This is a genomic window from Umezawaea beigongshangensis (assembly GCF_016464305.1).
Classification (GTDB): domain Bacteria; phylum Actinomycetota; class Actinomycetes; order Mycobacteriales; family Pseudonocardiaceae; genus Umezawaea_A; species Umezawaea_A beigongshangensis.
The window spans coordinates 269,070-294,709 of the sequence record NZ_JAEIOJ010000006.1 but is presented as its reverse complement, the minus strand read 5'-3'; the positions used below and the strand labels follow the sequence as shown (position 1 = coordinate 294,709).

The following is a 25,640-nucleotide window of genomic DNA, read 5'->3' as shown; positions in this document are numbered from 1 at the left end:
GTGACCGGGGTGACCGCGGGGGTGCCCGTTCACCGGGCGTTCGGTGCGGTGCGGTGCGGGGTTTCCGGGGAGAGCGGGAAGCGGGCGAGGGCGCGGTGCGGCTCGTCGGAGCGGTCCGCCGTGGACTCGACGGCGAGCAGGTCGGCGGCGAGGTCGAGGAGGGGCTCCAGCTCCACCGCCCGTCGTGCCGCTGCCGGCGGACGGTGGAAGCGGTGCGCGGTCAGCGGCGGTCGGCGTCGCGGGCCGCCTGCTCCAGCCGGGCGCGGTGGTTCCGCCACCACGTCCGGTCGCCGGGGGCCAGGTTGTCGTTGCCGGGGCGCAGGCCCGCGGTTCCGTCGACGAGTTCGCGGAGGATGTCGGCGTGCCCCGCGTGGCGGTGGGTCTCGGCGATCACGTGGACGAGGACCAGGTGCAGGGTCACCGAGTCGCGGGGCTCGGGCCAGTGGGGCACGCGACCGGGCGAGTCGAGGTCGAGCGCGGCGACGGTGGCGTCGGAGTGCGCCCACGCCCGGTGGTAGAGGCCGACGACGTCCTCGCGGGACTCCTCGGGGGTGGCCCACATGTCGGCGTTGGGCTCCGCGTCGTCGTCCCACCAGGGCAGCGGTTCGCCGCCGGGGCGGCCGAAGGTGTCGCCGAAGTAGGCGAACTCGCAGCTCGCGACGTGTTTGACGAGGCCGAGCAGGTTGGTGCCGGTGGGGGTGAGAGGACGGCGGGCGTCGTACTCGGAGAGCCCGTCGAGCTTCCACAGCAGGGCGTCGCGAGCGCTCTGGAGGTAGCGGAGCAGGTCCGTCTTGGGGTCGGATCCGGTCATGGCCGACAGCCTCCCACCCGGCACCGACGGGGCGACGGCGAACGAGGAGGCCCCCGTCGCCGGGTGCCTCCTCGTGTCGCGCTCCGGGCCGGTGCTCGCCGGAGCCGCCGTCACCGGGGAGCACCGGCCCGGAGGCGGACGGGCGTGCGGGCGGGGAGTTCGTCCCGTCCGCACGCCGTGCCCTGCCGGGGCCCTCGGGGCGCGGCGGCCCTGAACGTCGCCGCGCCCCGCACCACCCGCCCTACAGCGGCGGGTAGGCGTTCTGGATCAGCTGCCGGAACTGCGCGGAGAACCAGTGGCCGGACAGCGGTGCGTCGGCGAGGGCGCCGGACATGTTGTTGCCGTTGAGCGCGTTGCCCCCGTAGGTCGGGTCGCACATCCGGTCGAAGCCCTTGCCCTCGTCGTTGTCGATCTGCCGGCTCGCGCCGTCGGACTCGCCCGGAGGCTTGACCCACACGTAGGCGTCGATGCCCGAGGCGGGTGCGGCCTTCGGACGCTCGCCGATCCCGGCCCCGGACTGGTTGCACCAGTTGCCGAGGTGGATGCGCCGGTCGAGGCGACCGCCGTCCACGAAGGCGTCCACGCTGGTCCTCGGCCCCGGTCCGGTCGGGCGCTGCGCGCCGCCCCAGCCGTTGCGGGAGGTGTCGATCATCATGCCGATGTCCGACCGGAAGCCGGCGGAGACGAGCTGCGTGCGGAAGGCCTGCGCGAAGCTCAGCTCGTCGACGTAGCGGTTCCAGTCGACCCACTTGGCCTGGCGCACCGAGGTGCCGTTCACGCTGTCGTTGATCGTGTAGTTCGGCTCCTTGAGCACACCGTAGTTCGCGGTGTTGGTGATGAAGCCGGTCACGTTGTCGACCGTGCTGCCCTCGGCCCTGGCGGCCTCGGCGAAGAGCTGGGCGGAGGTGGTGAAGTTGTCGTCCCAGCCGATCCAGCCGTGGTGCGCGGCGTCGATGTAGTTGTAGACGTTCTCGATCGCGCCGAACTTCGACAGGGCGTAGCCGATGCCCTTCACGTAGTTGCCGTTGGCCTTCATGACGTCGCACTCGGGCTTGGCCGTGGGGCGGCTGCCGGTGTTGGTCACGAGGTTCGGCAGCGAGTCGATCTCGATGACGGTCGAGATGCGCAGGTTCGCGTACTTCGCGTCGCCGAGGATCGCGGCGATCGGGTCGATGAACTCCGACTTGTACTTGGGCAGTTCGTCGGGCTTCAGCTCACCGTTGGAGGCCAGGGCGGAGCAGTCGCGGCCGGGCAGGTTGTAGATGACCACCTGGAACACCAGGGGCTGCCCACCCGCCTGGTTCAGCGCCTCGTCGAGGTGGGCGCGCAGGCCCATGCCGCCGTTGACGCCGTTGATGGCCGCGATGCGGTCCATCCAGACGAAGGTGGGCTGGTTGGCGATGGCCGCGCCGCCGTCGCCCCTGGCCTTGGCCGCCCACTCGGGGTTCACGTAGACCTTGGCCCCGGAGTACGGGTTGTCGACGCGTGCGGCGAGCTGCGACGCCGGATCTCCCGAGGCCGCGCCACCGGCAGTCAGCACCATTCCCGCGGCGCAGAGCACCGCCGCCGCGGCGGCCGCTCCTCGCCGCAGAGCACCGCCGCCCCGAAGGGCCGTGGACAATCTCATCTGAGCTCCTTGATCGTAATCGCGACATCGTTGTCCGAGGCGACCTGCACCTCGACGGACTACTGGGAGCGCTCCCAGAAATGACCGTAGCAACGTGCTCACGGACTGTGAAGCTGAGTCGCGATCATTCGTTCCCGCGTTCGAAGATCACTGGCACCACTGGAGTTCGCAGGTCAGAGCGGGTTGAACGAGACGAGCCGCTCGGCGGGCGCCCGACCGCCGGGGCGCGGTGCCGCCGAAAGATCCACTTTCCGCAGAATGCCAGGTGACGGCCTTGACGTCCGTTTCCTGGAATCGCTCCCACACAGGACTGTGTAACAAGTCGGACACAAAAGTCCGAGATCGGTAACGTCTCCGTCGATGACGTCGGTCGAATCGTCGAACGGAACGGATCGAACGTTTCCGCGGGCGAAGTCCTCCACTTCAGCGCCGCCGGATCGGCCGACCTGTTCGAACGCTCCGCTCGAGGTGCTCGAACGCTCCGCTCGGAGTGCTCGAACGCTCAACTCGGGGTGCTCGAACGCTCCACTCGCGGGTCAGCTGGACTCGCGGACCACCAGGGTCGGGGCGAACACCACCGAGCGGGCCGGGCGGCCGGGCTGGTCCACCTGGTCCAGCAGGAGGCGGGCCATCTCCGCGGCCATGTCCTCGACGGGCTGGCGCACGGTCGTCAGGGGCGGGTCGCACGCCAGTGCGGAGCTGCTGTCGTCGAAGCCCACCACGACGACGTCGTCGGGCACGCGGCGGCCGTGGCGGCGCAGCACGGGCAGCGCGCCGTGGGCCATCAGGTCCGAGGCGACGAACAGGCCGTCGACGTCGGGGTGCTCGGCCAGCAGGCGCTCCACCGCCGCCGCGCCGCTCTCCCCGGTGAACGCGCCCTCCGCGTGCGGCACGTCCGGCAGGCCGTGCGCCGCCATCGCCGCGCGGAAGCCCGCGAGCCGGTCCTGCCCCGCCGGGGTGTCCAGCGGCCCGGAGATCGTCGCCACCCGGCGGCGGCCCCGCGCGGCGATGTGGTCGGCGGCGAGCGCGGCCCCCGCGGTCTGGTTCACGTCGACCCAGGTGATCGCCGTCGGCGTCGCCGGACGGCCGGACAGGACCACGGGCAGGCGCGAGGCGGTCAGCAACGCGGGCAGCGGATCGGCGGAGTGGGTGTGGATCAGCACGGCGCCGTCGAGCCTCCCCTGCCGCAGGTCGGCGACGACCTGCTCCCCCGTGCCGGGTCCGGCCGTCGTGAGCACCAGGTGCACCCCGCGCGGTCGCACGACGCCGAGCACCCCGTCGACCACCCGGCCGAAGAACGGATCGCCGAGCATCCGGCCCTGCTCGGGCAGCACCAGCGCGATCGACCCGGCCCGCCGGGTGACCAGCGACCTCGCCGCGCTGTTGGGCAGGTACCCGGTCGTGGAGATCGCCCGCTCGACGGTGCGCCGCAGCGCCGCGTCCACGGTGGCGACGCCGTTGACGACCCTGGAGACGGTGGCCCTGGAGACGCCCGCGACGCGTGCGACCTCGTCCAGGGTGGCGGGTCTGGGCGGGGCGGGACGATCGGCGGGCACGCGTTCTTCTTACCAGGCCGCTCCGCTCAGCCGAGCCGGTTCAGCCGCTCCAGCAGGGCGTGCCGGTCGCGCCGCATCCGCTCGGCCAGCTCCACCGTCTCCGGCGCGCTCGCGGGGGAGTCCACCGCGGACGCCACCACCGTCGCCGACTCCTCCAGGTGGGCGCGCAGCGCCGTGGTGAACCGGAGGTCGAAGTCCGCTCCGGCCGCGCCGAGCGCGTCCAGCTCCACGTCGGTGGGCATCCCCGGCATGTCGTGCCCCCGGTGCTGGTCCGCGTACGGCACGGCCGCCGCCGCGAGCAGCCCGCGCAGCTCCGTCAGCTCGGCGCGGCGAGCCGCGGCGGTGTCCGCGGCGAGCGAGCGCAGCGCGGGACCGGTCGCGCGGCGGCTCCCCAGGTCCGCCAGACGCACCGCCTGCTCGCCGGTCGCGACGGACAGCTCGGCGAACGCGACGTCGGTCGGGCCGAACCGGCCGGAGCCGGTGCTGGAGGGCACCGGCTCCGGCGTCGGCGTCGGCGTCCCGCACGCCGCCAGGGCGAGCGCGAGGGACGCGGTCAGCAGGCGGAGCGCACTCATCCGTGCTGTCCGTCGTGGCCGCACTTGAGGACCACGTTGATGCAGTTGCGGACGCGCCGCTCCATCTCGGCGGCTGGCCACACGTTGAAGAAGTCGCCGTGCATCGTGTAGCCGGGTCCCGAGGACAGTCGCAGCCGCGCGCCGTCACCGGTGACCGGGTAGCGCAGCACCATGCGCAGCTTCGGCACCGGCACCGGGTGCGTCGACGGGCAGTTGCCCGCCACCGGGGTCGTCATGTGGCTCTTGTGGTCGGCGGAGTCCAGGTCGCGGCCGTTCCAGCACTGCGGGAAGTCCAGGTAGGTCTCCAGCATGGAGTCGCGGGGACAGGTGACGAAGTTCTTCGAGGGGTTGACCTCGCCGTGGTGCAGACAGGACCAGCGGGCCGTGCTGTCCGCCTCGCCGGTGGCCCTCGCGTTGCCCGCCACGATCTTGAGTCCCACCGGGGTCGGGCGGATGGCGGCGGGGGCGTTCACGCCCTCGCCCAGGTAGTAGAAGGTGATCCCGGTCGGCGGCACGGCGGTCGCGCCGTCGTAGAGCGTCGGCACCCAGTACGAGGACAGGTCCACGACGGGGTCGCAGTTGCCGGTGGCGCGCGCGAGGCTCGCGTGGTCGGAGTGCGCGTCGGTGGCGTGGTTGCCGAAGAAGTCGTGCGAGTGCGAGGCACCGGGCAGACCGGGCAGCACGATGGGGTCGTCGGGAAGCCGGTGGCTGAGCCGGCAGTCCGCGAGGAACTCCGCCACCCGCACCGGTTCGGCCTTCGCCGGTCCCGGTGTGCTGACGGACGCCGACAGCGCCGCTCCGACGAGAGCGGTGACCACCGCGACGTGCAGGCCGAACTGCCGTGTGCGTGTCTTCTTCTCCATTGAGGTGAACTCCCTCTGAGGTCGTGGGGTCCCGGTCTCGGCGGCGACCTGAGAGAGCGCTCTCGCACCCCGAGTGTGACGCGCTCCGTTCGGCGGTGTCAACGCCGACAACGAGTTCCGGACCTCGCGGGCACCGCGCTGAGCCGAACGGGGCAACTGCGGTCCCGCAATCGAGAGAGCGCTCTCTCAGCAGAGGCGCACGATGATCTGCCGATGGTCGGACAACGGTGGTTCCGCACCGGATCGGTGCACGGCGCCGGTGAAGCGCCCGTTCGTCGTGGCCCCGCCGAGGCGTACCGGAAATGCCGTGCCCGTCTTGACGGGGCGAACCGGGCGGACCACTCTCGGAAGAGAGCGCTCTCGCACGCTCCTCCCCCGTTCCCGCCGAGTCGACGGCTGGAACCACCCTGCCCTCCCGCAAGGAGTCGCCGTGCTCACGTCCCGACCAGCCCGCCACCGGCGCCGCCTCGCGGTGCTCGGTGTCGTCGCCGGAGTGGTCCTGTCACTGCTCCAGGCGGCCTCGACGACGAGCGTCGCACACGCCGCCGGTCCCCTGATCTCGCGCGGACGGCCCGTCACCGCGTCCTCCAGCGAGTCCGCCGCCTTCCCCGCCTCCGCCGCCGTCGACGGCGACCCCGGCACGCGGTGGTCCAGCCTGTTCTCCGACCCCCAGTGGTTGCAGGTGGACCTCGGCTCCCGCCACACCGTCGACCGGGTGGTGCTGACCTGGGAGGCCGCACACGCCACCGCCTTCACCCTCCAGCTCTCCGACGACGGCACGTCCTGGCGCACCGCGCACACCACCACGACGGGCACCGGCGGCACGCAGACGATCACCCTGTCCGGCACGGGCCGCCACGTCCGGCTCGACGCCACCGCCCGCGCCACGCAGTACGGCTACTCGCTGTGGGAGTTCGAGGTCTTCGGCACGCGCGCCGGTGGCCCCGCTCCCGGCGGGCTGCTCTCCCACGCCAAGCCGGCCACCGCGTCCACCCGGCAGGACGACGCGCACTGCGGCGGCTGCACACCGGAGAAGGCGGTCGACTCCGACCCCGCGACGCGCTGGGCCACCAGCTCCACCGACGGCTGGGTCGATCCGGGGTGGATCAGGATCGACCTCGGCGCTCCGGCGACGATCAACCGGGTCGTGCTGCAGTGGGACCCGGCGTTCGCCACGGCGTACCAGATCCAGGTCTCCGACGACGACGTCACCTGGCGCACCGTCCACTCCACGACGACCGGCCGGGGCTTCAAGGAGACGCTGGCCGTCTCGGGCACGGGCCGCTACGTGCGGATGTACGGCACGGCGCGGTCCAACGGCTACGGCTACTCGCTGTGGGAGTTCCAGGTCTACGGCACCGGCGGCGACCCGATCGCACCGCCCGCGCTGCCACCCGCACCGAACTTCCCCGGCCGTCTCGTGTGGAGCGACGAGTTCGACGGCCCCGCCGGCGCCGCGCCGGACGCGAGCAGGTGGACGCCGGAGACCGGACCCGGTGTGAACAACGAACTCCAGTACTACACGGACAACCGGAACGCGAAGCAGGACGGCAACGGCAACCTGGTGCTCCAGGCACGCCGCGAGGTCACGCCCGGCTCGGCGTGCCCGCCGGACCCGATCAGCGGCAGCACCACCTGCCAGTACACCTCGGCCAGGCTGAACACCGCGGGCAAGTACAGCTTCACCTACGGCCACGTCGAAGCGCGGATCAGGGTCTCCTCGACGCAGGGCCTGTGGCCCGCGTTCTGGTTGCTGGGCCAGAACTTCTTCGACAGCGGGACGCCGTGGCCCGCGTGCGGGGAGATCGACGTCATGGAGCACGTGGGCAGGAGTCCGAACCTCGTGCACTCCACGCTGCACGCCCCGGCCTACCACGGCGCGGGCGGGTACGGCGCGGCGCTGGACCTGGGCGCCCCGGCCGCGGCGGCGTTCCACGTCTTCGCGGTGGACTGGGACAGCACGCGCATGACCTTCACCGTGGACGGCGAACCGTTCTTCACGGTGAACCGCGACGAGCTGGAGACGACCAGGGGTCCGTGGGTCTACGACCACCCGTTCTTCATCATCCTCAACAACGCCGTCGGCGGTGACTTCCCCGGTCCGCCCGGAGCGGGCACGGTGCTGCCGCAGGACATGGTGATCGACTACGTCCGCGTGTTCCAGTGAGGTGCTGAACGCGGTGCGCCTCCCGGACCGCACGGTCCGGGAGGCGCGCTCGGCGACGCCGACCACCGCGCGGCCGGACCGACGAGGTCCGCGGGCCGGACCCGGCGAAGGTTCCGCCGGGGACTTGCACCTCGAGCCGCTTGAGATCGCATAGTGGGCGTCGTGGACACGAACGAGCTGTACGCCATCGGAGATGTCGCCCGGCGGACCGGCCTGAGCGTCAGCGCCGTCCGGTACTACGCGGACGCGGGTGTCGTCACGCCGGCCGCCACCACCCCGGCGGGTCACCGCCTGTACGACGTGTCGGCCGTCGCCCGGCTGGAACTGGTCCGGACGCTGCGGGAGCTCGACGCCGGTCTGGACGAGATCCGGCGGGTGCTGGCCGGTGAGGCGACGCTGCGCGAGCTGGCCGCCACCCACCTGGCCCTGCTGGAACGGCAGGAGGCACGACTGCGCAGCCGCCGCGCGGTGCTGTCGACCATCCTGCGGCAGGACTCCACGGCCGAGCAGGTCACGCTGATGCACAAGCTGGCCGGCATGTCGGACGAGGAGCGCGACCGGCTGATCGACGAGTTCTGGACCGAGGTCTCCACCGGCTGGGACCCGCCGGAGCGGATGGTCGAGTGGTGGCGGGCGGCCCGGCCGGAGCTGCCCGAGCACCCCACCGCCGCCCAGCTGGAGGCGTGGATCGAGCTGGCCGAGCTGGTCCGGGACACCGAGGTCCGGCAGGCCGTGCGCCGCGAGCTGCACGAGGTCTGCACCACCGGAGCCGGGCCGCTGATGACCTCCTCACCGATGCTGGACAGGATGGAGGCGGCCACGCCGATCGCCGGGGCGGCGATGGACGCGGCGCGGGACGGGGTGCCGCCGGACTCGCCGCGGGGGCGGGAGATCGCCGACCGGTGGATCGAGTGGCTGACCGGGGTCTTCGCGACACCGGACGGCCCCGGCATCCCGGACACGCCCGAGTTCCGGCTCCAGACGGCCGAGCACACGGCGACGGGCTCGGAGTGGGAACGCACCCCGCCGGAGCCGCGGGGACCGTACGACCGGTACACGGCGCTGGTCACCGCCGTGAACGACGCGCCGCCGGAGCAGTTCCCCTTCGAGTGGCTGGCCGCGGCGCTGCGCGCGTCCGTCGAACCGGCTCGCTGAGCGCCCGGTCCAGAACTCCGTCCGCGACCCGCCGATCACCCGTCGGCGGGTCGCCCGTCCGAGAGCCGACGACGTACTACCGGGAGCGGGCGGCGATCTCCGCGATGGTCGCCTCCTGGTTGGTGACGATCTGCGTCGCCAGATCCTTCGTGGGCTGGTGCGTCCCCGCGGCCTGGACCTCCTTCGCCATCGCCACACCGTTGCGCAGGTGCTTGGTCAGCGTCTCCAGCCACAGGCGGTCGAACTCCTCGGCGGGCGCGGCCTGCAACGCGGCCAGGTCGGCGACGCCGAGCATCCCCGGCACGTCGTGCCCGCCGTGCCGCGTGTCCTCCGGCACCGGTTGCTTCCACTCGCGCAGCCACCCGCTCATGGTCTCGATCTCCGCGGACTCCGCGGCCGAGATCTCGGCGACGATCTCCTCGATGAAGGCGTCGGAGCTGCGGTCGGCCACCATCCGGCCGATCTCCAGGGTCTGCCGGTGGTGCGGGATCATCTCCTGGGAGAAGGCGATGTCGGCGGCGGCGGCCCCCGAGTTCACCGCCGCGCCCGCGGCGGCTCCCGCGGGCGAGGACGGCGTCCCGTCGCCCGTGGCCGAGCACCCGGCGAGCACGGTCACTGCCAATCCGATCGTCGCGGCCAGTCGGCGAGTCCGCATCGTTCCTCCTGTGGTGATGTCCTCACGGAGGGGTACGGCGAGCGCCGCGACCCGGTTCACCCCGGTTCCGCGCGGCCTCGTCCTCGGGTGCGCGCGTTCGTGCAGCAGATGCGGGGGCTCGGCGCGTCTGAGAGGTGCACCCGTGTTCTCGGGTGTGCCGAAGGGGAGGAAGTGCTCGTGCCCACGAGCTACACCGAGTTCGTCGAGACCCGTTTCGGCGAGCTCTCGCGGTACGCGACCGCGCTGACCGGGGACCCGCACCTCGCGCAGGACGTCGTGCAGGACGTGCTGATCCGGCTGCGCCCGCGCTGGGGGAGCATCGACGCGCCCGGCCCGTACGTCCGTCGGATGATCACCAACGAGTACTTCTCGTGGCGACGGCGGCGCTCGGTGCGCGACGTGGTGCTGTCGCCGCCAGACGTGCTGACCGACATCGGTCCGGCGACGGGCGACTTCAGCGCGCAGATCGACGAGCGCGACGCCATGATGGCCCGCCTGTCGACCCTGCCGCGCAAGCAGCGCGCCGCCGTGGTGCTGCGCTACTACGAGAACTGCGACGACGCCGAGATCGCCGCCGTGCTGGGCTGCCGCACGAGCACCGTGCGCAGCCAGATCTCCCGCGCGCTGGCGACGCTGCGCGAGGTCGAACGCACCGGCGGACTGGTAGCGGGAAGGGAAGGGACGGCATGAGCAGGCTCGCGCTGGACGAGACCGAGGAGCTGATCAGGCGAGGGCTGCGCCGGCGCGCGGAGTCGGCCCCCGACCCGGCGGTCGGCATCCGCACCGTGCTCGGCGCGGCGCCGCCCCCGCGCCGTTCGCGGACCCCGCTGCTGCTGGTCGCCGCCGCCGCCGCGATCGTGCTGGCCGTGTCGATCGGGGTGATCGTGCGGCCCGACGCCCCGGCCGAGCGGGTGACGGTCGCAGCTCCGGGCTCGGTGCTGGCGCTGCGACCGGCGTGGCTGCCCGACGGCTTCGTCGAGCGGTACCGGGAGATCAGCGCGGACGGCTCCCTCCAGACGAGGGGGTGGACCCGGCCGGACGAGCAGGGTCAGGAGGTCCTGCTGACGCTGCTCCCCGGTGCCGAGGAGATGCCGGAGACCCTTCCCCCCGGCGGTGAGCGGATCACCGTCGGGGAGGCTCCCGGCTACCGCTACACCGTCGGGGACACGGCTCTGGTCACCTGGACCCCGGACCAGGACTCGACGGTGCAGCTCAGGGTGACCGGTGTGCCCGACACCAGCGCCGCGGCCCGGCGGATCGCCGACTCGGTGGAGCCGGACGGAACGGCGCGGGTGCACGCCGACCTGGCCTTCGGCGCGCTGCCCGGTGGGCTGGTCGCCGACACCACCGCGGTCAGGGGCGTCTCCCCCGCCGACGGGGTCGACGAGGTGCGGGCCGTCGCACCGGGCGACCCCGGCCGCTCCGCGCTGTCGGCGGAGGTCTCCGACGACGGTCCGGCCGGTCCCGGCGGCACACCGGTGCGGGTGCGCGGCCTGGAGGGGACGTACGTCGCGGACGGGGTGGCCACGCGCGACCTGAGCGTGCGGCTGCCCGACGGGCGCTGGCTGGTCCTGCGGGACGCGACGGACCAGCTCACGCGGGAGCAGGTCGTCGCGGTGGCGGAGGACCTCGTCATCGGCGAGCAGCCCGACCACTCCTGGCTCGGGCAGCGCTGAGACCGTCGCGGCGCGGACCCCGATGCCGACACCCGGTGGTCCGCGCCGCGACTGCGCGGCGGCTCGGGTCGCTACGCCGCCCCGGTCTCCGCGAGCACGCTCAGCGCCTGCGGCAACGGGCCCCGGTGCAGGACGCCGAGGCGCTGGGTGGCGCGGGTGAGGGCGACGTAGAGCTCGGCCGCGCCGCGCGGGCCGTCGGCGAGGATCCGCTCGGGGTCCACGACCAGGACCGCGTCGAACTCCAGGCCCTTCGTCTCCGACGCCGGCACCGCGCCGGGCACGTCCGGCGGCCCGATCACGACGCTGGTCCCCTCGCGACCGGCCTCCTCCCGCACGAACTCCTCGACGGCGGTCGGCAGCTCGTCCTCGGTGACCCGCCTGGCCCACGGCCGGACGCCGCACGCGCGGACCGACTCCGGCGGACGGACGTCCGGCGCGAACTCGGCGAGCACGCCGGCCGCGACGGTCATGATCTCCGCCGGGGTGCGGTAGTTCACCGACAGCGACCGGTGGACCCAGCGGCCGGGCGCGTAGCGGTCCAGCACCGCGCCCCACGACGTCGCCCCGGCCACCGACCGGCGCTGGGCGAGATCGCCGACCACCGTGAAGGACTTGCCGGGACACCGCCGCACCAGCACCCGCCAGTCCATCTCGGACAGTTCCTGGGCCTCGTCGACCACGACGTGCCGGTAGGTCCAGTCCCGGTCGGCGGCGGCGCGCTCGGCCAGGTCGCGGGTGTCGCGTTCGAGGAAGCGCTCCGCCAGGTCCTCGGCGTAGACCAGGTCCTGCGCGAGCAGGTGGTCCTCGTCGGCCATCAGGTCCTCGCGGGTCGTGGACAGGATCTCCAGCACACCAGCGGTGTACTCGGCCTCCGCCTTCTGCTCCCGCTCGGCCGCCTGCTCCGCCGACGTGTCCGCGCGCCCCAGCAGGTCCACGAGTTCGTCGAGCAGCGGCACGTCCGACACCGTCCAGGCTGTACCGTCGGCGCGCAGCAGCGCCTGGTCGGCACCCGCCGCGCGCAGCCGCTCGGGCGACTCGTAGAGCGGTGCCAGCAGCGTCTGCGGCGTCAGCACCGGCCAGAGCTGGTCGAGCACGGCGGTGAACTCCTCGCTCTGCGCCAGTTCCGCGAGCAGATCGGTCCGCAGCTGCTCCCAGGCCACACGGTCCGCCCTGGTCAGCCAGCCCTTGCTGATGCGGGCGACGGCCCGTTCGGCGAGCGCCCAGGCCACGATCTCGGTGAACACCGGGCGGGCCTCGTTGTGCGGCAGGCCGCTCGCGCGCGCCTCGTCCCTGCCCCACCCCGCGATCCCGGCGTCGACGTGCACCGTGACGTCGGCCAGTTCGACCGGCAGCGGGTCCTCCGGCAACCGCTGCCGGTCGGCGACGGCCGCCGCGAGCACGTCCAGGACGGTCAGCGATCCCTTCAGGCGCGCGGCCTCGGGAGCGTCCTCGGCCGTGACGTGCAGGCCCGGCACGAGGTCGCCGGTGGTCGCGAACACCACGTCGGACTCGCCCAACGACGGCAGGACGCGGCCGATGTGGTTCAGGAACGCGGGGTTGGGGCCGACCACGAGCACGCCGTGGCGCTCCATCCGCTCCCGCTTCGTGTAGAGCAGGTACGCGACGCGGTGCAGCGCCACCACGGTCTTCCCGGTGCCGGGACCGCCCTCGATCACCAGCACTCCGGGGTGGTCGAGCCGGATGATCTCGTCCTGCTCGGCCTGGATCGTCGCGACGATGTCGCGCATGCCCTCGCCGCGCGGCGCGTCGATCGCCGCGAGCAGCGCCGCGTCCCCCCTCTCCTCTCCGCTCGGGCGGCCGAGCACCTCGTCGGTGAAGTCGACCAGCCGGCGTCCGCGCGTGTGGAACTGGCGTCGGCGGCGCATGTTCTCCGGGGACGCGGCGGTGGCGACGTAGAACGCGCGCGACGCCGGTGCCCGCCAGTCGAGCAGCACCGGTTCGTAGTCGTTCTCGTCGTCGAACAGGCCGATCCGGCCGACGTAGTGGCGTTCGCCCGACAGGGTGTCCAACCGGCCGAAGCACAGCCCGTTGTCCGCCACGTCCAGCCGCCTCACCTCCTTGGCCAGCGCGCGCACCTCGGCGTCCCGCTCGACGAGCGTCTCGCCGCCTCCCCGCAGCGCCGCGCTGTAGTTCTCCCTCACCCGCGCGCGTTCGGCGTCGAGCCGCGCGTGGAGCGCGGCCACTCGATCGCGCTCGGACCGCAGTTCTTCTTCGTACCCCTGAATTGACACAGGCTCCCCACAGCATTAGAATGAGGACATATTCAGCGCATTCTTCGTCTTCGGGAGAAGAATGCGCTGATCTTTTATCGTCCACCACACGTCAAGTCCTCGAACGCCGATCACCGGCGCCTCACGCGGACGCTGCGTCCCGGCCGATCGCGTCGATCAGCAGCGCCGCGGCCGCCCTCGCCCCGTCCGCGCGGACCCGCTCGGCCACCGCGCCAGCTCGCACACGGGTCTCCGGCGTCAGGACCGCGCCGAGCGCGGCGGACAGGGAGCCGGTGGTCGGCGTCGGACCGTCGTGCGCCACACCGATGCCCAGCTCGGCCACCCGGCTGGCCCAGTACGGCTGGTCCACCGCCTGGGGCACCACCACCTGGGGCGCTCCGGCGCGGGCGGCGGTCGTCGTGGTGCCCGCTCCGCCGTGGTGCACGACGGCGGCGACCCGCCCGAACAGCGCCTGGTGGTTCGCCTCGCCGACGGCGAAGCAGTCCTCGGCGTCGTCGATCAGCTCCAGGTCGGCCCAGCCGCGGGACACGAGCACGCGGCGGCCCTGCGCGCGGACCGCTTCGACGACCACTCGCGGCAGGTCCTCGGCCGTGCGCACGGGCATGCTGCCGAAGCCCGCGTACACCGGTGGCGCACCGGCGTTCAGGAACGCCTCCAGGTCGTCCGGGAGCGGGCGCTCGTCGGGCAGGAACCACGCGCCGGTCTGCACGACGTCGAGACCGGGCGTCCCTCGCCACGGGTCCAGGACCGGGTCCGTCGCCAGCCACGGCCGCTCGCCGAGGACGTAGCCGCGGACGTCGTCCACCGGCGGCAGGCCGATCGACGCCCGGTTCGTGTTGAGCGCCTCGCCGAACAGCGTGTCGACGCTCTGCGCGTCCAGGTCCCACAGCACCCGGTTGTCGGTCACCTCCGGCGGGAACGGCCGGCCGGGGTAGGCCAGCGGCGAGTGGTGCGGCGACGGCAGGGTGAGCTGCTGGAAGGTCACGGACACCGAGCGGACGCCCAGCTTCTCGGCCACCGACAGCGCACCGGCCGCGGCGGGGATCATGCCGGTCGCCACCAGCGCGTCGCACCCCTCGGCCGCCGGGGGGATCGCGTCGAACTGGGCGGCGATCACCTCTGCCGCCCGCTGGGGCAGGCTCTTCGGCGACGGCGGCGGTGACGCGGTCGTCAGCGCGCGTGCCGACGGGCCGATCGGCACCACCGCCACGCCGACACCGGCCAGCCGCCGCGCGAAGTCCTCGTCCGGTGGCGCGCACACCCGCACCTCCGCGCCGAGTTCCCGCAACCGCACGGCGAGTCCCACGAGCGGCTCGACGTCCCCGCGCGATCCGTACGTCGACAACAACACGCGCATTCGGCACTCCCACTGTCGCGGTCCTCGGCTACGGCGGGCGATTCTGCGGCACCACCGGGGCCTTGCCGCAAGCCCGGGGGTGCGCTATAAGTTGAAGGTGGAAACGGGTGTCTTCTCCTCGTGCTCCTGATCGCGCGGCTCGCGCACGTCTCCGTTCTCACCGGTCGTGGCGTCGTGGAACGCGCGGATCACCGCGTTCGGGATGCGGCCGCGATCCGCGAGGGGCAGTCCGCGGTGGCGTGCCCACCTCCTGATGGCGCGCGCGTCCTCCCTGCTGCGCGCGGAGGCGTCCCGGCGAGGACGGCGGACCCGGCGGGCGGCGGCGACGTACTCCTGGAGCGCCCTTCGCAGCGCGTTGCGGCCGTGCTTGGTCAGGTCGATCTCGTAACCGACCCCGTCCAGTCCGAAGTGGACCGTCGCGACGTCGTCGGTGCGGGTGCCGTGCAGGTCGTCGACCAGTTCGACGACAAGGCTCTGTGCCATCCGTGGTGTCCTCGTCGGGTCGGGAACGCGGCGGCGGTGGGTGCCACGTGGTCCACAACGACGCGACGGCCACGGCGGTTCGCGCGGCGTCTCGACAGGCGCTCGGCCTCACTTCCCGGCGTCGCACTCCGGTGGCCGGTTCTGCGGCGGCCCGGTGCACGTCTTCACCGGCTTGCCCGAGTTGCCCCTCTCCTCCGGCGCGGTGGTGACCGGAGCCGTGGTGGGCGTGGGCGCTGGTGCGGTCGGGGTCCCGTTCCCCGGCGGAGAACCCGCGGACGACGTCGGGGCGGGCGCCGTCCCGGTCGTCGGCCGGGCGGTGGACCCGGTCTCCGCGTCGGGCGGCCCGTCCGCGGACGTCTCCTCCGGCCGGGGAGCGGGCTCGGCCGGGACCTGCTCGCCGAGGACCACGTCGCTCACGCGCTCGGTGTCGCCGAGGGACGCCCGCACCCGGACACCACCGCCGTCGCCGGACGTCCACAGCGACGTGCGGTAGCGCTCACCGGGGCCGAGCACGACGCGCGCGGACACCGGGCCGCCGGTCAGCGCGACCCCGCCGCGGCCCTCGGCCTCCAGCAGGACCTCGCCCCGCTCACCGCTGCGGTTGACCACCACGACGTCGACCCGCGGGTCCCACGTCCCGCCGCGCCACACCGTCGTGCCGAGGTCCACCTCGTCGCGGAACGGCCGCATCCGCACGTCCACGGGCACCCCGACGTCCACGGTCTCGTCCCCGGCCACGACGGTGCCCGTCGCCACCCCCGGACCGGCCTGGCCGGTGACGTGCAGCCGGAACACGAACGTCGCCGATCCGCCGGGTGGGAGGCCGTGGGGCGTCGAGCACCCGACGACACCGCCACCCGCGGAGCAGGTCACCACCTGGTCGGCCGGATCGGTGAGCACGCGCCTGCCGGCGAACGACCCGCCACCGCCGACCGTGCGCACCCCCGGCGGGAGCGCGAGGGACGCGGTGGCGGGCGGCGCCGTCGTGCCACCGGTGTTGTGCACGGTGATCGCCATGTCCTGCGGCTTCTCCCCCTGCCTCAGCGCGAAGGCGCTGGGCACCACGGGGACGAGCCGGGCGGGTTCGGCCGGAGCAGGAGCCGTGCCCGCCGACGGCTGCCCGGACGGGGCGGACGGCGCGGAGGACGGCGCGGAGGACGGCGTCTCCGGCGACGAGGGGGTGCCGGAGAGGGGCCCGGCCGAGCCCGCGGGGCCGCCCGGCGGCGCAGGAGCTCCCGTCGCGGTGCTCACCACCGACGCCGGGGGGACCTGCGCGACGGGGGCGTCACCCCCTCCGCCCACCACGACGACCAGGCTCGCGGTGAACACCGCTGCCGACGCCGCGGCGGCGGCCAGGGCCTTGTGCGAGGCCACGGCGTGCGACACCGCGGCGACGACGCCGCCGGTTCCGGTCGCTCCGCCCGAGGCGGTGGCCAGGTAGCCCGCGGCCGCGGCGGGCCCGAGCACCAGGGGCGCCACGACGGAGCGCAGCGAACCGTTGACGTCGGCGAGTTCCGCCGCCAGTCCCCGGCAGTGCGCGCACCCGTCGAGGTGCACCTCGATCTGGGCGGTCTCCCGCTTGGCCAGCCCTCCCCGCACCCAGCCGCCGAGCCGGTCCACGACGGCCCGGCACTGCTGCTCCGCCGTCCGCGCGAGGTGCATCTGGAGGTAGGCCTGCCGCAGTCCCTCGCGGGCCCGGTAGGCCAGGGCGGAGACGCTGTTGGGGGTGAGCCCGAGCAGGGGCGCCACCTGCGCGGGACTCTGCCCCTCGATCTCGGTGTGCCACAGCACGGCCCGCCACCGCTCCGGGAGGCTCTGGAACGCCCTGGCGGCCAGCGAGCGCTCCAGCCCGGCCAGCGCGGGATCGGCGAACGGCACGCTGATCGCGTCCGGCGCGACACCGCCGACCGTGCTCACGTCGTCGGTCAGGTGCAGCCGCTTGTCCCGGCGCGTCCGGTCGTAGGCGGTGTTGCGCACCGCGGTGAGCAGGTAGGCGCGGAACGCGACGTCGGGCCCCTCACCCGCCCGCAGCCTGTCGAGCACCTTCGTGAACGCCTCGGACACGAGGTCGTCGGCCTCCACGGCCGATCGGGAGAGCTGCCGGGCGAGCGAGCGCGCCGCGCCGACGTGCCGCTCGTACAAGCGGGCGAACGCCTCCGTCTCGCCGTCGCGCACGAGCACGATCAGCTCCGCGTCACCGCCCTGCACCCGCCACCTCGCACGATCCGGCCGCCGCTGCGGCCCACCCGGTTGGTCCGCGGACAGGAGGTCCGCAGAGCGGGTCACACTAGCGGGTGAAAATCAGGCATCGGCACGTGCATCTGCACGTTCACACGTTCGGGGCACGATGTGCACCTCGTCCCCGAGCACCGGGAATGCCCCGGACGGGTGCGCTGTTGCAGCGGGTGTCCATGCAAACGCATCGACTTCGGGTCGACGCGGTGTCAGGGAGAGATCATGCAGATCGGCATCTTCACGGTCGGGGACGTCACACCGGACCCCACCACCGGCCGCACGCCCACCGAGCACGAGCGCATCAAGGCGATGACGACGATCGCCGAGCACGCCGAGGCCGTGGGCCTGGACGTCTTCGCGACCGGCGAGCACCACAACCGGCCGTTCGTGCCCTCCTCGCCCACCACGATGCTCGGTCACGTCGCGGCGCGCACCGAGCGGCTCGTGCTGTCCACGTCCACCACGCTGATCACCACGAACGACCCGGTGAAGATCGCCGAGGACTTCGCGATGCTCCAGCACCTCGCCGACGGCAGGGTCGACCTGATGCTCGGCCGCGGCAACACCGCGCCGGTGTACCCGTGGTTCGGCAAGAACATCGCCGACGGCATGGCGCTGACGGTCGAGAACTACCAGCTGCTGCGCAGGCTGTGGGACGAGGACGTCGTCGACTGGGAGGGCAAGTTCCGCACCCCGCTGCACGGCTTCACCTCGACGCCGCGCCCGCTGGACGACGTGCCCCCGTTCGTCTGGCACGGCTCCATCCGCAGTCCGGAGATCGCCGAGATCGCCGCCTACTTCGCCGACGGCTTCTTCGCCAACAACATCTTCTGGCCCAAGGAGCACTACATCAGGTTGATCGACCTCTACCGGCAGCGGTTCGAGCACTACGGTCACGGTCGCGCCGACCAGGCGATCGTGGGGCTCGGCGGCCAGGTGTTCATGCGCCGCAACTCCCAGGACGCGGTGCGCGAGTTCCGCCCCTACTTCGACAACGCCCCCGTCTACGGGCACGGGCCGTCGCTGGAGGACTTCACCGCGCAGACGCCGCTGACCGTGGGCAGCCCGGCCGAGGTGGTCGAGAAGACGCTGACGTTCCAGGAGTTCTTCGGCGACTACCAGCGCCAGCTCTTCCTGGTCGACCACGCCGGTCTGCCGCTGAAGACCGTGCTGGAGCAGCTGGACCTGCTCGGCGAGATCGCGCCCGAGCTGCGCCGCGAGTTCGACGCCCGCCGTCCGGCCGACGTGCCGTCCGACCCGCCGTCGCACGCCGTCCGCAAGGCCGCCCGCGAGAGCGCTTCCCGTGATGACGCGGACACCGCCCCCGTCGCGGGCTGAGCCCGACCCGGCGGCGAGCCGCACCCGGCTCGCCGCCGAGTCCTGGGAGGCGCTGTTCCGGGCGCAGGTGACGCTGGTGCGCCGCCTGGCGGGTGACGACGTGTGGGACCCGATCTCCATGCGCGAGTACGACGTGCTGTTCACGCTGAGCCGCTGCCCGGACGGCCGGGCGCGGCTGCGCGACCTCAACCGGGAGATCCTGCTGAGCCAGCCGTCGCTCAGCCGCATGGTCGAGCGGCTGGAGGAGTCGGGGCTCGTCTCCCGCGAGCACGACCGGGCCGACCGGCGCGGCACCGTCGTGGTGCTCACCGAGGCCGGTTCCCGGATGCAGCGCCGCATCGGGCGGCGGCACGCCGAGAGCATCCGGCACTACGTGGGCCCCGCGCTGGACGACGACGAGCTGCGCGCCCTCCAGGCGCTGTGCGAGAAGCTGCGCCTGGCCCAGGCGGACATCCCCGACTCCTGATCCGCGGAGGGGTTCCCGCCGCGGATCAGCGCCCCGGCGGGCGGGCCGCCGCGGCGGGAACGCGGTGCGGCGACGTGTGGAAGTAGCGCCGCCGCTGGGCCGGACGCACCGGGGCGGGAACGACCGGGATCGGTTCGGTGGGCGGCGCGGGGTCGCCCGCGGGCGGCAGCGGCTGCTCGTGACGCCCGTCCCGCTCCTCGCGGGGCACCCCGCGCCGGTCGTCGATCCAGCCCGGCGTCTCCCGCCGCGGCGGGGTCTCCCGTCGCAGCGTCTCGCGCCCGGACACCCCGGCGCGCACGTCGTCCCGTTCCGCGGCCGTCGCCCTCCCCGGTTCCTCGTCGAGCGTCCCGCGGCGTCCGTCGCGCCGCGCGTCGAGCCGTCGCCGCCCGCCCGCCGGCGGCCGGGGGGCGTCGCCGGCCGCCCACCAGCCGAGCAGCCTGCTCAGCGCGGGCGCGAAGACCAGTGCCGCCGAGCCTCCCGCTGCGACGCACAGCACGGCCACGCGCACCAGCGGCGCCTGGTCGGCCAGCACGGGCCCGCTCGCGGTGTCGACCAGTGCCACGGCCGGGACGACCGCGAGGAACGTCACCGCCGCGGGCCGCCAGCCGCGCCGCTCCCCCGCCACCACCGCCACGGGCCGCATCGCGGGCCGGGTGGCCTGGCCGATCGAGGTGTCCCCGCGAGTGCGCTGCACGCCCCCGGTGTCCGCGAAGCGCTGCACGTAGCGGCTCCAGCGCAGGAACGAGCCCGACCTCTCCCAGGAGTCGGCCGAGGCGTCGCTGTCGAAGCGGCACACGATCTGCCAGGTCCTCTCACCCGAGGGCGAGCCCACCAGGCCGCCGCCCAGGCAGCCCGGGGTGCGCGACGCCGCGCTGAGCAGACCCCTGGCCGAGACCGAGAAGTCGGCCAGCCTGCCCGCGGTCACGCGGTGGGTGGTGGTCAGCACGACGGGTGCGTCCGGATTCACCGACCTGACACCTCCGTGGTTTGATCGTCGACGACGTGACGTCCAGCATCACGGGTTACGGACGGCCGGTCCGCGCGGTTCACCTCCGGTGGGGAAACCCCGTCACCGGTCCGCTTCCTTGACCGTCGTGAACCTGGACATTATGGTCTAGACCACACCCGTACGCGGGTGTTGGACCGGTCGCCCAGCGGTGAGTCCACAATGGATAGACGGCTACCTGCGCCGTCGCCCCGGAAGAGCGCTCTCGACCCTGCAGGCGCGCGACAGCGCGTCCCGAGCGCCGCTCCTCCGTCCGCGGCCTCCGGTCCTCCCGGTGGGTCACGCCCACCGGGCACGGCTGTTCCATCCTGAAGGAGCACAGATGACCCTGAAGCGGAACATCGCGGCCATGGCCGTCGGTGCCGGCATCGCACCACTCGTCCTCGTGGTCCTGCCGGCCGGCCCCGCCAGCGCGCACGGCTACATCTCCTCGCCCGCCAGCCGGCAGGCGCAGTGCGCGACCGGCGTGGTCAGCGGCTGCGGTCAGATCCAGTACGAGCCGCAGAGCGTCGAGGGCCCCAAGGGCCTGAAGAACTGCAGCGCCAACATCGGCCAGTTCGCCGTCCTCGACGACGCGAACAAGGGGTGGAGGGCCACGTCCGTCGGCAGCACCGTCGACTTCAACTGGGTGCTGACCGCGCGGCACGCGACCAGCACCTGGGAGTACTTCGTCGGCGACACCAAGATCGCGTCGTTCGACGACGGCGGCAGGCAGCCGGGCGCCACGGTGAAGCACACCGTGTCCCTGGGCGGTCGCACCGGACGGCAGACCGTCCGCGCGGTGTGGAACATCGCGGACACGCCGATGGCGTTCTACTCCTGCGTCGACCTCCAGGTCGGGGGTGGCGCGACCAACCCGCCCACCACGACGACCAGGCCGCCGGCCACGACGACGACCACCAGGCCGCCCGTCACGACGACCACGACCAACCCGACCAACCCGCCGGCGAGCGGCAGCTGGGCGCCCAACACGGCGTACGCGACCGGCAGCACCGTGACCTACAACGGCGCGAGCTACCGGTGCGTCCAGGGGCACACCTCCCTCACCGGCTGGGAGCCGGCCGCCACGCCGGCCCTGTGGCAGAAGCTCTGACCGAGCAGTCCGACCGAGTGCACCGGCCCGCGCTCCCGCACGGGAGCGCGGGCCGGTCCCGCAGCCACAGGAGTTCTGAGATCATGAAGCGCTATCCGCTCGCCGCGCTCGTCACGGGCGCCGCCCTGCTGCTCGCCGGGTGCGGTGGCACCGTCGACGCGGGGAGCCCGGCTCCCGCACCCGCGGGCGCCACCTCCGCGGCGGCGCAGTCCGCCGGAGAGTTCAACGACGCCGACGTGGCGTTCCTCCAGATGATGATCCCGCACCACGAGCAGGGCATCGAGATGGCGAAGCTCGCGAAGGAGAAGGCCACCCGCGCCGAGGTGAAGGAACTCGCCGGCGCCATCGAGGCCACCCAGGCGGCCGAGGTGCAGAGCATGAGGTCGTGGCTGGAGCAGTGGAAGCAGCCCCTCACCGCCGCTCCCGGCACCGACCCGCACGCCGGTCACGGCGGCGACGGCGGCGACCACAGCACCGACCCGTCGTTCATCACCGACCTCGCGACCAGGTCCGGCCCCGAGTTCGAGACGCAGTTCCTGAGCCTGCTGACCGGCCACCAGCACAACGCCGTCGACATGGCGAAGACGGAGACCGAGCAGGGCAGCGACGACGCCACCAAGGACCTCGCCGCCAGGGTGGTCCAGTCCCGCCAGGAGCAGATCAAGCAGATGCTGACGCTCGTCGGCGGATGACCCCGCACGGGGGGCGGCGCGGGCGCGGCACCGTCCGCGCCGCACCTCGCGGGGCGGTCTGCGCCCCCCGGAGCAGCGACGGGACGAGCGGCGTGCGACCGTGCGGGTGACGTGCCCGACTTCTCCCGCGGAGGACCCACTCGTGAACGACAGGCCGTGGCTCGCCCAGTACGCCGACGACGTCCCCGCTGACGTCGAGGTGCCGGAGGGCTCGCTGGTCGACCTGCTGGAGTCGGCGGCCGAACGCTTCGGACCGCGGACCGCGCTCGACTTCTACGGCGCCACCACGACCTTCACCGACCTGCGCGAGCAGGTGCTGCGCGCCGCCAACGGCCTGCGCGCCCTGGGCGTGCGGCGCGGCGACCGCGTCGCGCTCGTGCTGCCGAACTGCCCCCAGCACGTCGTGGCCTTCTACGCGGTGCTGCGGCTGGGCGCGGTCGTGGTCGAGCACAACCCGCTCTACACGGCGCGCGAGCTGGAGAACCAGCTCACCGACCACGGCGCGCGGGTCGTGATCGCCTGGGACCGGGTCGCCCCGCTGGCGCGCGAGGTGGGTCGCGACGTGGAGACGGTCGTCGCGGTCGACCTGACCGCCGCGCTGCCCCGGCTGAAGCGGTGGGCGCTGCGCGTGCCGCTGCCCGCCGTGCGGCGGACCCGCGACGCGATGACCCGCCCGGCGCCCGGAGCGCGGTCCTGGGACGACCTGCTGCGCTCGGCGTCGCCGGTCGAGGACTCCCTGCCCGGCCCCTCCGGTGGCGACGTCGCCCTGCTCCAGTACACCGGGGGCACGACCGGCACCCCCAGGGGCGCGATCCTGACCCACCGCAACCTGCTGGCCAACGCCACCCAGGGCCGCGCGTGGGTGCCGGGGCTGCGCGACGGCGAGGAGGTGATCTTCGGCGTCCTGCCGCTGTTCCACGCCTACGGACTGACGCTGTGCCTGACCTTCGCGGTGAGCATCGGCGCGACGCTCGTGCTGTTCCCGCGCTTCGACGTCGACCAGGTGCTCGCCGCGCAGAAGCGGCGTCCGGCGACGTTCCTGCCCGCGGTGCCCCCGATCTACCAGCGCCTGGCCGCGGCGGCGCGCGAGCGCGGAGCCGACCTGACGTCCATCCGGTTCGGCATCTCCGGCGCGATGCCGCTGCCGCCGGCGGTGGTCCAGCTGTGGGAGTCGGTGAGCGGCGGACTGCTCGTCGAGGGCTACGGCGCGACCGAGACCTCTCCGATCACGCTGGGCAACCCGGTGGCCCCGACGCGCAGGCCGGGCACGATCGGCGTGCCCTTCCCCTCGACGCACGTGCGGGTGACCGACCCCGACGACCCGTCGCGGGACGTGCCGCCGGGACAGCGCGGCGAACTGCTGGTGCGCGGCCCGCAGGTGTTCAGCGGCTACTGGAACCGGCCCGAGGAGACCGCGGCGGTGCTGCTGCCCGGCGGGTGGCTGCGGACCGGCGACGTCGTGGAGGTCGACGACGACGGGTTCGTCTCGGTGGTGGACCGCATCAAGGAGCTGATCATCACCGGCGGCTTCAACGTGTACCCGTCGGAGGTGGAGGACGCGCTGCGCCTCGCTCCCGGAGTCGCCGACGCCGCCGTGGTGGCCCTGCCGGGCCGGGACGGCGCCGAGGAGGTCGTCGGCGCGGTCGTGCTGGCCGAGGGGGCCGAACTGGACGAGGACGCGGTCAGGGCGGTGTGCCGGGAGCACCTGGCGGCCTACAAGGTCCCCCGCCGGGTGCTGGCCGTGGACGACCTGCCGCGCTCGCAGATCGGCAAGGTGCTGCGGCGCGAGGTCCGGCAAACCCTGATGGAGCGCGATTCAGCCTCTGGAGCGGTGTAATCCGCACTTTCGTGCGCAGATCGGGGAGATTCCGCTCCAAACGGAATGGAATCTCCCCGATCAACTGCTCTTTTCGAGTGAAGACACTCCCGATCGTGACGACTCGATCGGCATTTGCAGACCAAGAGTGAATTCCAGCGCTTGCGCAACCCGATTGCTCCGATCGGGTCATCGTTTCACGCGAACGATTACCGCGTCTTACCCCGTGGCCGGCACAACGCGCTGCTGAGCTGCCTGGAGAGCGGTTTTTTCGGTCGTCCCGCGTCCGGTGAGACGGACCCGTTCGGCCGCACCCGCACTAGCGTGGGCCGAACGCACTGCAATACTCTGCGGCGCTCAGGAAGAGAAGTCCCGCTGTTCTCCCGCACCGGAGCACGTCGATTCGGCATCTCGCGAACGAACCGACGACGCTCGCACCGCTGGCGGAGCGCACCGCGCCACCACGGCCGCGAGCGAGTTCCGCACGGGCCGGACGATCCGCTCCTGCCCGCTTTCCGACCACGAGGATCTGATGGATCAGTCTCTCCTGGTGCCGCTGTTCTGGTGCCTGCTGGCCTGTGGGGCCGTCGGCGCCGTCCTGCTGGCGCGACAACGGCACGTCACCACCCGGCTGCGCGCGCGCAACGCCGAGGTCGAGCAGGCGCTGCGCATCCGCGAGGAGGAGGTGGCGCACCTCGCCTCGGTCCGCCTGCGCGCCATGGTCGACTCGGTCAACGGCATCGGCGTCGACGTCCCCGGCCTGCTGCACCCGCGCCTGCAGGACACCACGTTCGCCCAGGACCTCCAGGTCGTGCTCGACCTGGTGGCCGACTCGGAGGCCAAGGCGGTCGGCCGCGCCGACGAGTGGGTCAAGACCTCGTTGCAGTCGATGGCGCGCGCCGTGCAGAGCCTCGCCGCCGAGCAGCAGATCGCGATCTCGGCCATGCAGGAGCAGCACGACGACCCCCTGGTGCTGGAGGGACTGCTGCGCATCGACCACGCGAACTCCCAGCTCGGCCGCCGCGTGCAGGCCGTCGCCGTGCTGTGCGGCGCGTGGCCCGGCACCCAGCGCACGGCGGCGGAACTGGTCGACGTGGTGCGCGGCGCTGTGTCGCGCATCCGCGACTACCTGCGGGTCGAGGTCCGCTCGCGGGTGGACCTCGCCGTCGTCGACACCGCCGTGGAACCGGTGGTGCTCGCCGTGGCCGAGCTGCTGGACAACGCGGCCCGCTCGTCCCAGTCCGGGACGACCGTGCGGGTCGACGTGCAGGGCGGGCACAACGGCGTGTCGATCGTCATCGACGACGCGGGCGTGGGCATGAACTCCGAGCTGATCGCGAAGGCGCACCGCCTGCTGTCGGGCACCGAGCCGGTGGACGTGCGCCGCCTGGGCAACCCGCCGCAGACGGGCTTCGCGGTGTGCGGCGTGCTCGTGGCCAAGTACGGGTTCCGGGTCTCCGTCGACACGACCTCGCCCTACGGCGGTGTGCGCGCGGTGGTGTTCCTGCCCAACGAGCTGCTGACCAGGGTGGAACGCCCAGAACCGCTGCGCGCGCAACCCAGGGCCACCCCGGTGGCCGCCCCGCCGGTGGAGGACCCCGCGCTGCGGCCCACCACGCTCAACGGCCTCCCCGTGCGCCGCCGTCAGCGCCCGGTCCAGGCGGGCGTGGGCGTCGCGCCACGATCACGACCGGCGGAACTCCAGGCGGCGCCACCGCGCTCGCCAGAGCAGACGGCGTCCGGGATCGGCGCGTGGCAGCAGGCCAGCGTCGCCGGGCGCGTGATCGATCCGCACGACGAGAGGACCTCACCATGAT

General features: G+C 73.3%; 23 protein-coding genes. 11 read left to right on the top strand and 12 right to left on the bottom strand.

What is annotated here, in order from left to right:
• Positions 1-29 precede the first annotated feature (29 nt).
• Together IMZ35_RS17435 and IMZ35_RS17430 are read right to left on the bottom strand one after the other, a co-directional pair.
• Positions 30-176: a hypothetical protein gene (locus tag IMZ35_RS17435; RefSeq protein ID WP_199442155.1), complete on the bottom strand. Its 147-nt coding sequence runs from the start codon at positions 174-176 to the stop codon at positions 30-32.
• A gap of 44 nt (positions 177-220) precedes the next feature.
• Positions 221-811: a DinB family protein gene (locus IMZ35_RS17430; protein ID WP_199442154.1), complete on the bottom strand. Its 591-nt coding sequence runs from the start codon at positions 809-811 to the stop codon at positions 221-223.
• On the opposite strand from IMZ35_RS17430, the gene IMZ35_RS17425 reads away from it, so the two are divergent.
• Complete coding sequence (locus tag IMZ35_RS17425) at positions 810-1,025, top strand: hypothetical protein (RefSeq protein ID WP_199442153.1); 216 nt, start codon at positions 810-812, stop codon at positions 1,023-1,025. The genes IMZ35_RS17430 and IMZ35_RS17425 overlap by 2 nt on opposite strands.
• A gap of 27 nt (positions 1,026-1,052) precedes the next feature.
• On the opposite strand, the gene IMZ35_RS17420 is transcribed toward IMZ35_RS17425, so the two are convergent.
• The 4 genes from IMZ35_RS17420 to IMZ35_RS17405 all read right to left on the bottom strand — a co-directional run bounded on the left by IMZ35_RS17420 (position 1,053) and on the right by IMZ35_RS17405 (position 5,432).
• Positions 1,053-2,438 carry a glycoside hydrolase family 6 protein gene (locus IMZ35_RS17420; RefSeq protein WP_199442152.1) on the bottom strand — a complete coding sequence of 462 codons (1,386 nt, stop codon included), beginning with the start codon at positions 2,436-2,438 and terminating at the stop codon, positions 1,053-1,055.
• 536 nt (positions 2,439-2,974) lie between these two features.
• Positions 2,975-3,994 (bottom strand): LacI family DNA-binding transcriptional regulator, encoded by a 1,020-nt coding sequence (locus IMZ35_RS17415; protein ID WP_199442151.1) that lies wholly within the window; start codon positions 3,992-3,994, stop codon positions 2,975-2,977.
• Positions 3,995-4,020: 26 nt separating this feature from the next.
• Complete coding sequence (locus IMZ35_RS17410; protein ID WP_199442150.1) at positions 4,021-4,569, bottom strand: DUF305 domain-containing protein; 549 nt, start codon at positions 4,567-4,569, stop codon at positions 4,021-4,023.
• Positions 4,566-5,432, bottom strand: a complete 867-nt coding sequence (locus tag IMZ35_RS17405; RefSeq protein WP_199442149.1) for a DUF1996 domain-containing protein — start codon at positions 5,430-5,432, stop codon at positions 4,566-4,568. Before IMZ35_RS17405 ends, IMZ35_RS17410 begins: the two co-directional genes overlap by 4 nt.
• Positions 5,433-5,862: 430 nt before the next feature.
• Here IMZ35_RS17405 and IMZ35_RS17400 point away from each other — a divergent pair, with 430 nt between their 5' ends.
• Complete coding sequence (locus tag IMZ35_RS17400; RefSeq protein ID WP_307868278.1) at positions 5,863-7,599, top strand: discoidin domain-containing protein; 1,737 nt, start codon at positions 5,863-5,865, stop codon at positions 7,597-7,599.
• Positions 7,600-7,761: 162 nt separating this feature from the next.
• Positions 7,762-8,754, top strand: coding sequence for a helix-turn-helix domain-containing protein (locus IMZ35_RS17395; protein ID WP_307868277.1), 993 nt, complete (start codon positions 7,762-7,764; stop codon positions 8,752-8,754).
• Between the two features lie 76 nt (positions 8,755-8,830).
• Here the strand turns inward: IMZ35_RS17395 and IMZ35_RS17390 are convergent, their stop codons facing one another.
• Complete coding sequence (locus IMZ35_RS17390) at positions 8,831-9,409, bottom strand: DUF305 domain-containing protein (RefSeq protein ID WP_199442146.1); 579 nt, start codon at positions 9,407-9,409, stop codon at positions 8,831-8,833.
• A gap of 177 nt (positions 9,410-9,586) precedes the next feature.
• On the opposite strand from IMZ35_RS17390, the gene IMZ35_RS17385 reads away from it, so the two are divergent.
• Positions 9,587-10,099: a SigE family RNA polymerase sigma factor gene (locus IMZ35_RS17385; protein WP_307868275.1), complete on the top strand. Its 513-nt coding sequence runs from the start codon at positions 9,587-9,589 to the stop codon at positions 10,097-10,099.
• On the top strand, positions 10,096-11,085 hold the full coding sequence (locus IMZ35_RS17380; protein WP_199442145.1) for a hypothetical protein: 990 nt from the start codon (positions 10,096-10,098) through the stop codon (positions 11,083-11,085). Before IMZ35_RS17385 ends, IMZ35_RS17380 begins: the two co-directional genes overlap by 4 nt.
• A 71-nt stretch (positions 11,086-11,156) precedes the next feature.
• Here IMZ35_RS17380 and helR read toward each other — a convergent pair whose 3' ends face one another.
• From helR to IMZ35_RS17360, 4 genes are all read right to left on the bottom strand, one after another.
• Positions 11,157-13,337, bottom strand: a complete 2,181-nt coding sequence (gene helR, locus IMZ35_RS17375) for an RNA polymerase recycling motor ATPase HelR (RefSeq protein ID WP_199442144.1) — start codon at positions 13,335-13,337, stop codon at positions 11,157-11,159.
• A gap of 121 nt (positions 13,338-13,458) precedes the next feature.
• The gene (locus IMZ35_RS17370) at positions 13,459-14,694 is read right to left on the bottom strand and encodes a glycosyltransferase (RefSeq protein WP_199442143.1); all 1,236 of its coding nucleotides are present in this window, start codon (positions 14,692-14,694) and stop codon (positions 13,459-13,461) included.
• Between the two features lie 84 nt (positions 14,695-14,778).
• Complete coding sequence (locus IMZ35_RS17365) at positions 14,779-15,177, bottom strand: histone-like nucleoid-structuring protein Lsr2 (RefSeq protein WP_199442142.1); 399 nt, start codon at positions 15,175-15,177, stop codon at positions 14,779-14,781.
• A 108-nt stretch (positions 15,178-15,285) separates the two neighbouring features.
• Positions 15,286-17,385, bottom strand: coding sequence for a sigma-70 family RNA polymerase sigma factor (locus IMZ35_RS17360; RefSeq protein WP_199442141.1), 2,100 nt, complete (start codon positions 17,383-17,385; stop codon positions 15,286-15,288).
• A gap of 249 nt (positions 17,386-17,634) precedes the next feature.
• Between IMZ35_RS17360 and IMZ35_RS17355 the strand changes: the two genes are divergently transcribed.
• A complete protein-coding gene (locus tag IMZ35_RS17355) occupies positions 17,635-18,750 on the top strand; it encodes an LLM class flavin-dependent oxidoreductase (protein ID WP_199442140.1) in 1,116 nt (371 codons plus the stop codon).
• On the top strand, positions 18,719-19,216 hold the full coding sequence (locus tag IMZ35_RS17350; protein ID WP_199442139.1) for a MarR family winged helix-turn-helix transcriptional regulator: 498 nt from the start codon (positions 18,719-18,721) through the stop codon (positions 19,214-19,216). Before IMZ35_RS17355 ends, IMZ35_RS17350 begins: the two co-directional genes overlap by 32 nt.
• 25 nt (positions 19,217-19,241) lie before the next feature.
• Here IMZ35_RS17350 and IMZ35_RS17345 read toward each other — a convergent pair whose 3' ends face one another.
• Positions 19,242-20,183, bottom strand: a complete 942-nt coding sequence (locus tag IMZ35_RS17345) for an antibiotic biosynthesis monooxygenase (protein ID WP_199442138.1) — start codon at positions 20,181-20,183, stop codon at positions 19,242-19,244.
• 361 nt (positions 20,184-20,544) lie between these two features.
• On the opposite strand from IMZ35_RS17345, the gene IMZ35_RS17340 reads away from it, so the two are divergent.
• The 4 genes from IMZ35_RS17340 (at position 20,545) to IMZ35_RS17325 (ending at position 25,639) form a co-directional block, all read left to right on the top strand.
• Positions 20,545-21,315: a lytic polysaccharide monooxygenase gene (locus IMZ35_RS17340; RefSeq protein ID WP_199442137.1), complete on the top strand. Its 771-nt coding sequence runs from the start codon at positions 20,545-20,547 to the stop codon at positions 21,313-21,315.
• Between the two features lie 83 nt (positions 21,316-21,398).
• Positions 21,399-22,007, top strand: coding sequence for a DUF305 domain-containing protein (locus IMZ35_RS17335; RefSeq protein ID WP_199442136.1), 609 nt, complete (start codon positions 21,399-21,401; stop codon positions 22,005-22,007).
• Between the two features lie 142 nt (positions 22,008-22,149).
• Positions 22,150-23,844, top strand: coding sequence for a long-chain-fatty-acid--CoA ligase (locus IMZ35_RS17330; protein WP_199442135.1), 1,695 nt, complete (start codon positions 22,150-22,152; stop codon positions 23,842-23,844).
• Between the two features lie 511 nt (positions 23,845-24,355).
• Complete coding sequence (locus IMZ35_RS17325; RefSeq protein ID WP_199442134.1) at positions 24,356-25,639, top strand: ATP-binding protein; 1,284 nt, start codon at positions 24,356-24,358, stop codon at positions 25,637-25,639.
• Position 25,640: the final 1 nt, after the last annotated feature.